Origin of the sequence: Actinomadura fibrosa (assembly GCF_900659615.1) — a bacterium.
GTDB lineage: Bacteria > Actinomycetota > Actinomycetes > Streptosporangiales > Streptosporangiaceae > Spirillospora > Spirillospora fibrosa.
Genome location: NZ_CAACUY010000027.1, coordinates 57,025 through 69,111 on the forward strand (window position 1 = coordinate 57,025; position 12,087 = coordinate 69,111).

11 protein-coding genes are annotated in these 12,087 nt (G+C 71.9%); 6 read left to right on the forward strand and 5 right to left on the reverse strand.

Translation table 11 applies throughout. The features are described from left to right. The first annotated feature begins 41 nt into the window (after positions 1-41). Complete coding sequence (locus tag E1300_RS12970) at positions 42-611, forward strand: TetR/AcrR family transcriptional regulator (RefSeq protein WP_207399687.1); 570 nt, start codon at positions 42-44, stop codon at positions 609-611. Between the two features lie 48 nt (positions 612-659). Here E1300_RS12970 and E1300_RS12975 read toward each other — a convergent pair whose 3' ends face one another. After that, on the reverse strand, positions 660-1,085 hold the full coding sequence (locus E1300_RS12975) for a hypothetical protein (RefSeq protein ID WP_131757231.1): 426 nt from the start codon (positions 1,083-1,085) through the stop codon (positions 660-662). Between the two features lie 259 nt (positions 1,086-1,344). Between E1300_RS12975 and E1300_RS12980 the strand changes: the two genes are divergently transcribed. Next, complete coding sequence (locus E1300_RS12980; RefSeq protein ID WP_131757232.1) at positions 1,345-1,995, forward strand: GNAT family N-acetyltransferase; 651 nt, start codon at positions 1,345-1,347, stop codon at positions 1,993-1,995. A gap of 43 nt (positions 1,996-2,038) precedes the next feature. Here the strand turns inward: E1300_RS12980 and E1300_RS12985 are convergent, their stop codons facing one another. After that, the gene (locus E1300_RS12985; RefSeq protein WP_131757233.1) at positions 2,039-2,623 is read right to left on the reverse strand and encodes a Uma2 family endonuclease; all 585 of its coding nucleotides are present in this window, start codon (positions 2,621-2,623) and stop codon (positions 2,039-2,041) included. Between the two features lie 377 nt (positions 2,624-3,000). Here E1300_RS12985 and E1300_RS12990 point away from each other — a divergent pair, with 377 nt between their 5' ends. Next, complete coding sequence (locus E1300_RS12990; RefSeq protein ID WP_242619120.1) at positions 3,001-3,693, forward strand: MBL fold metallo-hydrolase; 693 nt, start codon at positions 3,001-3,003, stop codon at positions 3,691-3,693. Here the strand turns inward: E1300_RS12990 and recD2 are convergent. Further along, positions 3,684-5,909, reverse strand: coding sequence for an SF1B family DNA helicase RecD2 (gene recD2 / locus E1300_RS12995; protein ID WP_242619121.1), 2,226 nt, complete (start codon positions 5,907-5,909; stop codon positions 3,684-3,686). The genes E1300_RS12990 and recD2 overlap by 10 nt on opposite strands. A 119-nt stretch (positions 5,910-6,028) precedes the next feature. On the opposite strand from recD2, the gene E1300_RS13000 reads away from it, so the two are divergent. Further along, entirely contained in the window at positions 6,029-8,146 is a 2,118-nt protein-coding gene (locus E1300_RS13000) for a M28 family peptidase (protein ID WP_131757236.1), read from the forward strand. A 13-nt stretch (positions 8,147-8,159) separates the two neighbouring features. Continuing rightward, entirely contained in the window at positions 8,160-9,332 is a 1,173-nt protein-coding gene (locus E1300_RS13005; RefSeq protein WP_131757237.1) for an aldose epimerase family protein, read from the forward strand. 52 nt (positions 9,333-9,384) lie between these two features. Here the strand turns inward: E1300_RS13005 and E1300_RS13010 are convergent, their stop codons facing one another. After that, positions 9,385-10,377 (reverse strand): NAD-dependent epimerase/dehydratase family protein, encoded by a 993-nt coding sequence (locus E1300_RS13010; protein WP_131757238.1) that lies wholly within the window; start codon positions 10,375-10,377, stop codon positions 9,385-9,387. Positions 10,378-10,453: 76 nt separating this feature from the next. Continuing rightward, entirely contained in the window at positions 10,454-11,485 is a 1,032-nt protein-coding gene (gene mtnA, locus E1300_RS13015; RefSeq protein ID WP_131757239.1) for an S-methyl-5-thioribose-1-phosphate isomerase, read from the reverse strand. A 160-nt stretch (positions 11,486-11,645) separates the two neighbouring features. Between mtnA and imuA' the strand changes: the two genes are divergently transcribed. Then, the coding region (imuA', locus tag E1300_RS13020; RefSeq protein WP_503104933.1) for a DnaE2-dependent mutagenesis accessory factor ImuA' at positions 11,646-12,087 on the forward strand (442 nt) is incomplete at its 3' end.

A 12,087-nucleotide genomic window follows, 5' to 3' on the forward strand; every position in this document is an offset into this window, starting at 1 on the left:
GCGTAGATATACGGCGTATATTAAACGCTAGACTGCGATCCGTGAAGACCCCGGCCCAGCGCGGTCGCGGCACCCGCGGGCTCACCCGCGACGAGGTGCTCGACGCCACCCTCGCCCTCGCCGAAGACCGCGGCCTCGACGCCGTCAGCATGCGCGCCGTCGCCGACCGGCTCGGCGTCACCCCGATGGCCCTCTACCGCTACGTCGGCGACAAGCAGGGCCTCCTGGACGGCCTCGTCGAGCGCCTCCTGCGCGAGATGCCCGACGACGACCCCGCCCTCCCCTGGCAGGACCGCCTCCGCGCCTTCGGCACCGGCATCCGCGAGATCGCCCGCCGCCACCCCGACCTGTTCCTGCTGCTGTTCATGCGCCCGAGCGTCACCCCCGAGGCCCGCCGCCCCCGCAACGCCGTCCAGTCGATGCTCCGCGACGCGGGCGTCCCCGAGGAGATCGTCCAGCCCCTCCAGCGCCTGCTGGACACGATCGGCATGGGCCTGGCCGCCTCCGAGGCGAACGGCCGCTTCACCGGCCCCTCGGAAGAGATAGACGCCGTCTACGCCCTGGCCGAAGACCTGCTCCTCACAGCCATAGAACGCTACGCCCGTTCCTGATCCCCGCTCACGGAAGTGCTGCGATTCCGTCGGGCTTTCTGGAATATGTCAGCCGCGCGTGTAGTAGTCGAAGGTGGTGAATTGGGCGGGGGCACAGCTGATGCTGAAGGTCTGCCAGTTGGGACTCGGTCCCACGGTATAGGCGGGGGCCCGCCGACCGTCGGCGCAGTTCACGACCGTCATGACGTGACCGGACTGCACCAGGCAGGTGAACTGGATCACCTGGAACGGTGCGCGGCTGAAGTACCGGCAGTCGAAGACGGCGGCGATGCCGACGCCGGCGCGCTCGCTGCTCGCGGTGCCCGAGACGGAGGTCGCGGCCTGGTCCCGGGGAACCGGCGTGACCGTGCCAGTCGGTGCGGCGGACGCCGCCGCCGGCGCGGCGAAGAGAGCGACGCCGGCCGCCGCCACGACGACGAACGGTTTGATCGTCAAGGACGCGATGGACTCACGTCCGAAAAGCGGTCGACGCATGAAATCTCCTCCAATTGGCTAGGCCATTTCCTTGGCCCCGCGGCACAGCATGCCAAGGGTTCAGTCGCGGCAGCTATGTCACTTCGCGTGAAATCCGCCCGCCCGGCCAGGATCGAGTTGTCACTTCTTCCAGGCGCCTCGGTTAGCCCCCACCCGGGCCAGCACGTCGAGGTACTGCGGGCTGTACGTCACGCCGAGCACGTTGCCGGGCCGCGGAAAACCGGGTGATTCGTGGCGGCGGGTTGGCCACGATGGTGTGATGTTGGTCGATCATTTCCCGCTGTTCGGCTTGCGGCTGCGGACCCCGCGGCTGGAGCTGCGGCTGCCGTCGCCCGAAGAGCTCGCGGAACTGGCCGAGGTCGCGGCGAAGGGCGTCCACGATCCCGAGGTGATGCCGTTCCTGGTGCCGTGGACCGACCGGCCCGCCGCCGAGGTCGCGCGGAGCGTCGTCCAGCACCACTGGTCGCAACTGGGGGCCTGGACGCCGGAGGAGTGGTCGCTCGACCTCGCGGTGTTCCTGGACGGCAGGGCCGTCGGGGTGCAGGAGATCAGTGCGCGGGACTTCGCGATCACCCGCCGGGTGGCCACCGGGTCCTGGCTCGGACGGCGTCACCAGGGGCAGGGCATCGGCACCGAGATGCGCGCCGCCGTGCTGCACCTGGCCTTCGCCGGACTCGGCGCGCACGAAGCCGTCTCCAGCGCGTTCGCCGACAACCACGCCTCCCACGCCGTCTCGCGCAAGCTCGGCTACCAGCCCAACGGCATCGACCGCCGCGCCATCCGCGGCGCCCTGACGATCGACCGCCGACTGCTGCTGACCCGGACCGCATGGGACGACCACCGCACCATCCCGGTCACCATCGACGCCCTCGAACCATGCCTACCGCTCCTCGGCCTCGCCTCTACGTGACCACGCACGGCGCACCGATAGGTGCTCCTGGTGAGACCGGCGATCAGGGTTGGGTGAGTTGCGCGAAGCCGATATCGAGCGGAACGGGGTTGGCCATGGTCAGGCGCCTGGTGTGCAACTGGACGAGCTGATAGGTGCCGGACGGGCTCAGCCAGTACTCCTCGATCTTCTCGACGCCGTCCTGCGCCGCATTGAGGAAGGCGATCAGATAAACGGGAATCCCCGCATCGGCGTAGGCGGCCTTCTTCTCGACCGTGTCGGTCTTGAAGGAACTCTCTGGCGAGATGATCTCGACAACGAGCAGCGTGTCCTTGCTGTAGAGGCGCTCGTGGTCCGGGATACAGCGATAGACGACGACGTCAGGGCGGCGGAAGCTCAACGGCACATCGCTGAACCGGACGTCGATGTCGCCCTCCACCATCAGGCAGGGCTCCGGCTTGCGACCGGCCTTGAACGCCGTCGTGAGGTTGTAAGCGACTCGGTTGTGGACGCGTGAAGGACTCTCACACTTCACCATGTGCCCGTCGATCACCTCAATGGACCGGCAGAAGTCCTCCGGCAACCGTTCGTAATCCTCAGCGGTGATCTGGTCGGGGACCCACTTGTACCATTCGACAGGAACAGGCATAGCCCCTCATGAGTGATCGCTGACCTGACCAGGCAAGTCTATCGGTGGCAGCCTCCTCTCGTCGCTGCGCCGGGGAGGAGCCCAAGGGTTCTCGCGTGCCATGCGTGGTTGGGGAGTGCAGCGGAACGTTCCGGTCGGCGGATCGGGCGGTGATGGGGTGGTGACTCCCAGGGGAGGTGACCGGCAGACCTAGTGCATCCGTGACTAGGTAGACCGGTCTATTGCGCCCGCTGGACCGATCGGTCTAGTTTGGGGGTGTTCTGGGATCGACCGGTTGCTGCGAAGGGGTTCTCATGCGCGTTTTTCATCTTGATTGTGCGCCTCTGCGGGAGATCGAGGCGGTGGACGGGGAAGGCGCCGCTCGGGCTGTCGGGCATGTGCTGCTCGCCGAGACGGACGCGTCCGGGCTCGTGCTCGTGGACGCGGGCATCGGGCTCGGGGACATCGCGGATCCGTCCGGGCGGCTGCATGATGACTGGATCGAGATCGCAGGGCCTGTGCTCGATCCGGGGGCGGCGGCCGTGCGGCAGGTCGTGGCGCTCGGGTATCAGCCGGAGGACGTCCGGCATATCGCGGTGACGCATCTGCATCGGGACCATGCCGGGGGGCTCAGTGACTTCCCGGAGGCCGATGTCCATCTGTTCGAGGCGGAGCGGGTTGACGGTGGCAAGACGCCCAAGCAGCTCGCCCATGGGCCCAAGTGGGTCACCTACGAGGGTGGCGGCGATGTGTGGAAGGGGTTCGCCGGGGTGCGGCCTCTTGAGGGGGTGGACGAGGACATCGCGTTGGTTCCTCTGCACGGGCACACGCCGGGTCATGCCGGGGTCGCGGTAAGGGACGGGGACCGGTGGCTGCTTCACGCGGGGGACGCGTACATGTACCACGGGGAGGTCGATCGGGCGGAGCCCGTCACGCATCCGCTGATGGAGCTCGTCCAAATGGGGGGCGAGGTCGATAGGGAGCAGCGGTTGGAGGGGGTCGCGAGGCTGAGGGAGTTGGTGCTCGATCCCGAGGGGGACGTGGAGGTGTTCTCCTCGCACGATCCCTGGGAGCTGCGGCGTTACGTCTGAGCGAGGCGGTGCGCGAGGGCGGTGTGGCGGCGGCCCGCGCCGGGGGTGCGGACGGCCGCCGCGAGGGCCCGGCGGGAGCCGACGAGGACGACGAGTTTCTTCGCGCGGGTGATGCCGGTGTAGAGCAGGTTGCGGCGCAGCATCATCCATGAGCCGGTCGTCAGCGGGATGACGACGGCGGGGTACTCGCTGCCCTGGGACCGGTGGATCGTGATCGCGTAGGCGTGGGCGAGCTCGTCGAGCTCGTCGAAGGCGTAGTCGATGCTCTCGTCCTCGTCGGTCAGGACGGTGAGCGACTGGTCCTCGGGCGAGACGGCGGTGACGACGCCGACGGTGCCGTTGAAGACGCCGGCCTCGCCCTTGTCGTAGTTGTTGCGGAGCTGGGTGACCTTGTCGCCGACGCGGAAGACGCGGCCGCCGTAGCGGCGTTCCGGGCGGTTCTCGTCGTGCGGGGTCAGGGCTTCCTGGAGCAGCGTGTTCAGGGTGCCCGCCCCGGCGGCGCCGCGGTGCATGGGGGCGATGACCTGGACGTCGCGGCGGGGGTCGAGGCCGAACTTGCGGGGGATGCGGTTGGCGATGACGTCCACCGTGAGCTCGGCGGTCTCGTCGGCCTCGTCGCAGGGGAACAGGAAGAAGTCGGGGTAGCCGCGGGTGTGCGGGGGTTCGCCGGAGTTGACGCGGTGCGCGTTGACGACGATGCCGGACTGCTGCGCCTGCCGGAAGATCTTCGTGAGCCGGACGCGCGGGATCGCGTCGGCGGCGAGGAGGTCGGCCAGGACCTCGCCGGCGCCGACGGACGGGAGCTGGTCGACGTCGCCGACGAGCAGCAGGTGCGCGCCGCGCGGGATGGCCTTGACCAGCTTGTTCGCGAGGATGAGGTCGACCATGGAGCTCTCGTCGACGACGACCAGGTCGGCGTCGAGGGGGTTGTCCTGGTCGAACTTGGCGTCGCCGCCGGGCTGTAGCTGGAGCAGCCGGTGGACGGTCGCGGCCTCGTGGCCGGTGAGCTCGGCGAGGCGCTTGGCGGCGCGGCCGGTGGGCGCCACGAGGGTGATCTTGGCCTTCTTGGCGGCGGCGAGCTCGACGACGGAGCGGACGGTGAAGCTCTTGCCGCAGCCCGGTCCGCCGGTGAGGACGGCGACCTTGGACGTCAGCGCCAGCTTCACGGCCTGCTCCTGCTCCTCGGCGAGGGCGGTGCCGGTGCGCTGCCGGAGCCAGGGCAGGGCCTTGTCCCAGTCGACGTCCGCGAACGCCTTGAGGCGGTCGTCCGGGGCGTCGAGCAGGTCGCGCAGGCCGCGGGCCAGGGACCGTTCGGCCCGGTGGAACGGGACGAGGTAGACGGCGGGGATCGTGGCGGCGTCGTCGCCGGTGCCGGGGATCGGCTCGCGGACGACGCCCTCGTCCGCGACCAGCTCGTCCAGGGCGGGGACGATCAGCTCGCGCGGCACGCCGAGGATCTTCTCCGCGGCGGTGACGAGGTTGGGCTCGGGGAGGAAGCAGTGGCCGTCGTCGGCGCCCTCGGACAGCGTGTACTGGAGCCCGGCCTTGATCCGTTCGGGGCTGTCGTGCGGGATGCCGACGGCCTGCGCGATCGTGTCGGCGGTCTTGAAGCCGATGCCCCAGACGTCCGCGGCGAGCTGGTAGGGGCGGCGGCGGACGGTGTCGACCGACTCGTCCCCGTAGGTCTTGTAGATGCGGACGGCGAGGGAGGTGGAGACGCCGACGCTCTGGAGGAAGACCATGACCTCCTTGATGGCCTTCTGCTCCTCCCACGCCTCGCCGATGCGCTTGGTGCGCTTCGGGCCGAGGCCGGGGACCTCGACGAGGCGGGCGGGCTCCTCCTCGATGATGCGGAGGATGTCGGTGCCGAAGTGGCCGACCATGCGGTCCGCCATGACCGGTCCGATCCCCTTGATCATGCCGGAGCCGAGGTAGCGGCGGATGCCCTGCACGGTCGCGGGAAGGACGGTGGTGTAGGAGTCGACCTCGAACTGCTTGCCGTACTTCGGGTGCGAGCGCCACCGGCCGGTGAGGCGGAGGCTCTCGCCCACCTGCGCGCCGAGCAGCGCGCCGACGACGGTGAGCAGGTCGGCGCCGCTCTTGTCCGTGGCGACGCGGGCGACGGTGTAGCCGGTGTCCTCGTTGGCGTAGGTGACGCGCTCCAGCACGGCTTCCAGCACCGCCGGCCGCGCTGCCGGCACCTGGGGGGTCGTCACGGAACCCATGATGGCGGACGCGCGGCGGTGGCCGGAACCGGCACAAGATCTGGATCTCCGGGTGATCGCGACGTACGGTCCGGGCGCACCCGTACCGCGAGTACTGGGAGGTAACGCTGGTGTTCCGCTCCCGAACCCCGGCCCTGGCCGCGCTGAGCGCTGCCGCCATCACGCTGGCGACCGTGGCGGCCGTTCCGCCGGCCTCGGCCGCGCCCCCCGCCGGGACCGATCCGATCGCAGGCTTCACACCGGAGAACGCGAGGTGGCAGCGGCAGTACGAGAGGCTGCTGAGCGCCGTCCCGTCCGGGAAGGAGGGGCAGGCTCTCGACGCCGAGCTGTCGGCGGAGCCGGGCTTGACGACGACGACCGGTGACCGGCACCGGGTCGACCGCATCGTGGCGAGGCTCCGGTCCTACGGGCTGGAACCCGAGGTCCGGACGTACTACGCCTACCTGTCGCGGCCGAAGCGCGTCAGCGTGGAGATGACGGCGCCGCGGCGGCTGGACCTGCCCGTCAAGGAGAAGCCGCGGCCCTGGCAGAAGCACTTCGACCAGGTCATTCCCGGGCACAACGGCATGTCGCCGTCGGGGGACGTCCAGGGCGAGGTCGTGTACGCCAACTACGGGCGGCCGGAGGACTTCGACCTGCTGGCCGAGAGCGGCGTCTCGGTCCAGGGCAAGATCGTCCTCGTCCGGTACGGGGCGGTGTTCCGGGGGATCAAGCCGCGCGAGGCGGCCCGCCGGGGCGCCAGGGCCGTGCTCATCTACTCCGACCCCGCCGACGACGGCTTCGTCCGGGGGCCGGTGTATCCGGACGGGCCGTGGCGGGCCTCCGACGGCATCCAGCGCGGCAGCATCGCGCAGATCCAGCTCGCGGCCGGGGACCCGCTGACGCCCGGCTGGCCCGCGACGAAGGGCGCGCGGCGCGTCAAGCCGTCCGAGGCGCCGATGCTGAAGGGGCTCATCCCGACGACGCCGATCTCGTACGGGGCGGCCGAGCCGCTGCTGCGGGCCTTGCGGGGCACGCAGGTGCCGAAGACCTGGCAGGGCGGGCTCCCGTTCCCCTACCGGTTCGGGCCCGGCGGGACCAAGGTCCACCTGGACCTGAAGAACGACTTCTCGGTGCGGCCCCTGTGGGACGTGACGGTCCGCATCCCGGGCAGCCGGCGTCCCGACCAGGAGGTCGTCCTCGGCGCGCACCATGACGCGTGGACGTACGGCAGCCTCGACAACCTCTCCGGCGCCGAGAACGTGCTCCAGGTGGGCCGCGCGCTCGGACGGCTCCTGAAGCAGGGCTGGCGCCCGAAGCGGACGATCGTCCTCGCGACGTGGGACGGCGAGGAGTACGGGCTGTTCGGCTCCACCGAGTACGCCGAGCAGCAGGCCGGACGGCTCCGCAACGCCGTCGCGTACGTCAACATGGACGGCGCCGGGGGCTCGGAGTTCGGGGCGGCGGCGACGCCCGCGCTGGACCAGTCGGTGATCGACGCGGCCAAGGAGGTCGCCTGGCCCGGCACGAGCGGGACGGTCTACGACGCCTGGAAGGCGCAGAACGACGGGCAGACGCCGATCGACCGGATCGGCGGCGGCTCGGACTTCCAGGCGTTCTTCCAGCGCTACGGCGTCCCCGCGATGGACCTCGGCGCGGGGTCGCCCGGCTCGGCGGGCAACTACCACTGCTCCTGCGACGACCACTACTGGATGACCCGGTTCGGCGACCCGGGCTTCGAGTACCACGCTGCCATGTCGCGGCTGGTCGGCATCGCGGCGCTGCGGCTCGCGAACGCCGACGTCGTCCCGCTGACGTACCGCCCCTACGCCGCGGAGACCGCCTCGTACCTCACCGACTTCACCAACGAGCAGCGCCAGAAGCTCGGTTCCGTCGTCGTGGACGTGTCCCGCGACGTCCAGCAGGCCAAGGCGTGGCAAGCGGCGGCGGAGGCCCTGCAAGCGCGCGCGGACGACGCCCTGCGCCGGGGCGACACGGCCGCGTTCCGCCGCCTCAACGACAAGATCATGCAGGCCGAGCGGGACCTGCTGACCGGGGCCGGGCTGCCGGGCCGCCCCTGGTACCGGCACCAGATCTACGCGCCCGGCATCGACACCGGTTACGCCACGCAGCGGCTCCCCGCCCTGCACGACGCCCTGTTCACCGACCACGACCCGGTGACCGCCAGGGCCTACGAAGCCCGGCTCTACACGAGCCTGCGGGCCGCCACCCGCACCCTCACCCCGTGACCCGAGGAGGATCATGAAGGGCTTACTCGCTCTCACCGGAGCGGCGATCTCCGCCGCGGCGCTCGCCGTCGCCGCGGTCCCCGCCGGCGCCCAGCCCGCCGGCGGCGTAGGCTCCGGCCCGAGCATCGCCAAGGAGCCGTTCGGCGCGCTCGCCGACGGCACGAAAGTGGACCGCTACACCCTCACCAGCGGGAAGGGCGTGCGGGTCCGGATCCTGACGTACGGCGGCATCGTCCAGACGCTGGAGGCGCCGGACGCGCGCGGCCGCACCGCCAACGTGGTGCTCGGCTTCGCCACGCTGAAGGACTACGTCGACAAGAACGGCGGCCCCTACTTCGGCGCGATCATCGGCCGGTACGCCAACCGCATCGCCAAGGGCCGGTTCACGCTGGACGGGAAGACCTACCAGCTCGCCATCAACAACGACCCCAACAGCCTGCACGGCGGGCTCAAGGGCTTCAACACGAAGGTGTGGAAGGCGCAGCCGGTGAGCGGCGGCGGCAGCGTCGGCCTCCGTCTCGACTACACCAGCCCGGACGGCGAGGAGAACTACCCCGGCACGCTCAAGACCACCGTCACCTACACCCTGACCAAGGGGAACGAGCTGCGCGTCGCCTACCACGCGACGACGGACAAGGCGACCGTGGTCAACCTGACCAACCACTCCTACTTCAACCTCGCCGGTGAGGGGACCGGCGGCATCTACGACCACCTCCTCCAGCTCAACGCCTCGCGGTTCACGCCCGTCGACTCGACGCTCATCCCCACCGGGCAGCTCGCCCCGGTGAAGGGCACGCCGTTCGACTTCACCCGCCCGCACGCCATCGGCGAGCGGATCCGCGTCGGCGACCAGCAGCTCCTCTACGGGCAGGGCTACGACCACAACTTCGTGCTCGACCAGCGCCGCCCCGGGGAGCCGACGCAGGCGGCACGGGTGACCGACCCGCGCTCCGGCCGCGTCCTGAACATCACCACCACCGAGCCGGGCATCCAGTTCTACTCCGGCAACTTCCTGGACGGGACGCTCGTCGGCACGAGCGGCCGCGTCTACCGGCAGGGCGACGGGTTCGCGCTGGAGACCCAGCACTTCCCCGACTCCCCCAACCAGCCGAACTTCCCGTCCACGGTGCTGCGGCCCGGGCAGGCGTTCGACTCCGCCACCACCTACTCCTTCTCCGCCCGCTGACCCCCGCGAGCCCCGGCCGGGACACCTCGTCCCGGCCGGGGCCGCCGGAGGCTCAGGACGCCATGGCCTTGAGGGCGTCGTGGGCGGTGTGGCGGGGCGTCCAGCCGAGGTCGCGGTGCGCCTTGGCGGTGTCCATGAGCATCGGGTACCGGACCGCGTGGATCCACTCGGCCTTGGCGGGCATCAGCGGCAGCAGCCCGACGAGCTCCGCCGTCAGCCCCACGACCCCGGACGGCACCGGCACCGCGTAGGCGCCGACGGCGTGGGCGAACTCCGCCACGGTGATCGTGTCGTCCGCCGCCAGGTTGTAGGCGCCGGGCGGCCCGTCCCCCGCGACGGCGGCGGCGATCGCGGACGCCACGTCCTCCGGGTGGACGAGCTGGAACCGCACCCCCGGGTCCGGCAGAACGGGCTTCAGCCCCGGCACCAGCCCGAGCGCCCTCCGCAGCGGCTCGGGCACGTGCGGGGCGGCCTGCTCCCAGGGCAGGTTCCGGAGCAGGACGGTCGCCTCGGGCCCGGCGACGATGCACGGCCGCAGCACGTACACGTCCAGCCCACTCGCGGCGCCTTCGGTGATCTCGCGGAGGAGCCGCTCGCACGCCGCCTTCTGCGCCGAGTAGTAGTGCTCGGACGAGCCGCGCGCCGGGACGTCCTCGGTCAGCGGCACCGGGTTGTCGGCGTGGTAGCCGTAGGCCGCGACGGACGAGGTGTAGACGAGGCGGCGGGTCCGCGGGCCCGCCACGGCGGCCTCGAAGACGTTGCGGGAGCCGCGGAGGTTGGTCCGCTCGCTCTCCTCGTGCGAGCCCAGGATCACGTAGGCGAGGTGGACGACCACGTCCGCCGGGGCGACGAGCGCGTCCACGGCGGCCCGGTCGAGGATGTCGCCCTGCCGGTACTCGGTCTTGCGCCAGCCCCGGGCGCGGGCGTCGAACGGGCGGCGCGCCATGCCGAGGACGCGCTCGACGCGCGGATCGTCCTCCAGCGCGCGCACCGCCGAGGTGCCGATCTCTCCGGTGGGTCCGGTCACCGCGACCGTCAGTCCCATGAGGGCTCCCTGTCCGCGTGGGGACGCGCGGGACGCGTCCGGCGTGCCGGCCGCCCGGAGGCGCAGCGCGGGAGGCTCAGCGCGGGGCGGCCCGGTCGGGGGTCGTACCCGCCGACACCTCCAGCACACCGGTCTCGGTGACGAGCGCGGTGACCAGCCGGGCCGGCGTGACGTCGAAGGCCGGGTTGAACGCGCCGACGCCGTCCGGGGCCGTCCGGATCCGGCCGAACCCGAGGACCTCGGCGGCGGGCCGCTCCTCGATCGGGATGCCGCCGCCGTCCGGCAGCGCCAGGTCGACGGTGCTCCACGGCGCCGCGACGACCAGGGGGATCCCGGCCGCCGTGCAGGCCAGCGCCACCCCCACCGAGCCGATCTTGTTCGCGGTGTCGCCGTTGGCGGCGATCCGGTCGGCGCCGATCACCGCGACGTCGGCGAGGCCCCGCAGGACCGTGCTCGGCGCGGCCCCGTCCGCCTGGACGGCGCACGGGATCCCGGCGCGGGCCAGCTCCCAGGCCGTCAGCCGCGCCCCTTGCAGCAGCGGGCGCGTCTCGTCCACGTAGACGAGCTCGACGCGGCCGCGGTCGTGCAGCTCCCGGACGACGCCGAGCGCCGTCCCCCACCCGGCCGTGGCGAGGGCCCCGGCGTTGCAGTGGGTGAGGACGCGCAGCGGGCGGTCCGGCGACCGGCCGAGGATCCAGTCGGCGCCGTGCCGCCCGATCGCCCGGTTGCCCCGGACGTCCTCCTCCAGCAGGGCCTGGGCCTCGGCCGCGACCGCCTCGGCGCCCTTCGGCGCGAACGGCAGGACCCGGTCCACGCCCGCCGCGAGGTTGACCGCCGTCGGGCGGGCCTCCCGGACGCGGGTGACCGCGGCGTCCAGGGCCGCCGCGTCCCAGCCCTCCCGGGCGGCCTGGCGCAGGGCGACGGCGACCCCGAACGCGCCCGCCACGCCCAGCGCCGGGGCCCCGCGCACCACGAGCCGGCGGATCGCGTCGACGAGCGCGTCCACATCTTCGATCACGCGGTACTCCACGCGGTCCGGCAGGACGGTCTGGTCGAGCAGCCGGAGCCCGCCGCCGGTCCACTCCACCGTCCGCACATCGATTCCCATGCCGTCCATTCTGCCCCGAAATGCCGCTGAAGCCCTGTCCCGCAAGGCTTTCGCGGATCCCACCCCACCCCGCGCCGCACACTTTCTGACCTGCGATAACTTGACACGGGTCGAACCTGTGTTCGACATTGTGTGCAGGCGTGTGAGAGGAGGGACGACGGTGGCTGAGGCGGCCCTGCGGGACCCGGCGGGCATCCTGTCCGCGCCGTCCCCCGCGCCCGCCCGCGACACGGTTCCGGTGCTGCCCGCGCTGCGCCCGGTGATCCCCGGCGGCGGCCTCCGCCCCGGCTCGGCCGTCGGCCTGGACGGCCCCGGCGCGTCCTCCCTCGGCCTGGCGCTCGTCGCGGGCGTGTCCCGGCACGGCGGCGCGGACGGGACGGGCGGCTGGTGCGGCGTCGTCGGCGTCCCCGACTTCGGCGTGCTCGCCGCCGCCGGGATGGGCGCCGCCCTGGAGCGCCTCCTGCTGGTCGACGAGCCCGGCGAGCGCTGGCCGGACGTGGTCGCCGCGCTCGTCGAGGCGGTCGACCTCGTCCTGCTCCGCCCGCCGGAGCGGCCCGGCGCCGCCGCCGTCCGCAGGCTGTCGGCGCTGGCCCGCCGGCACG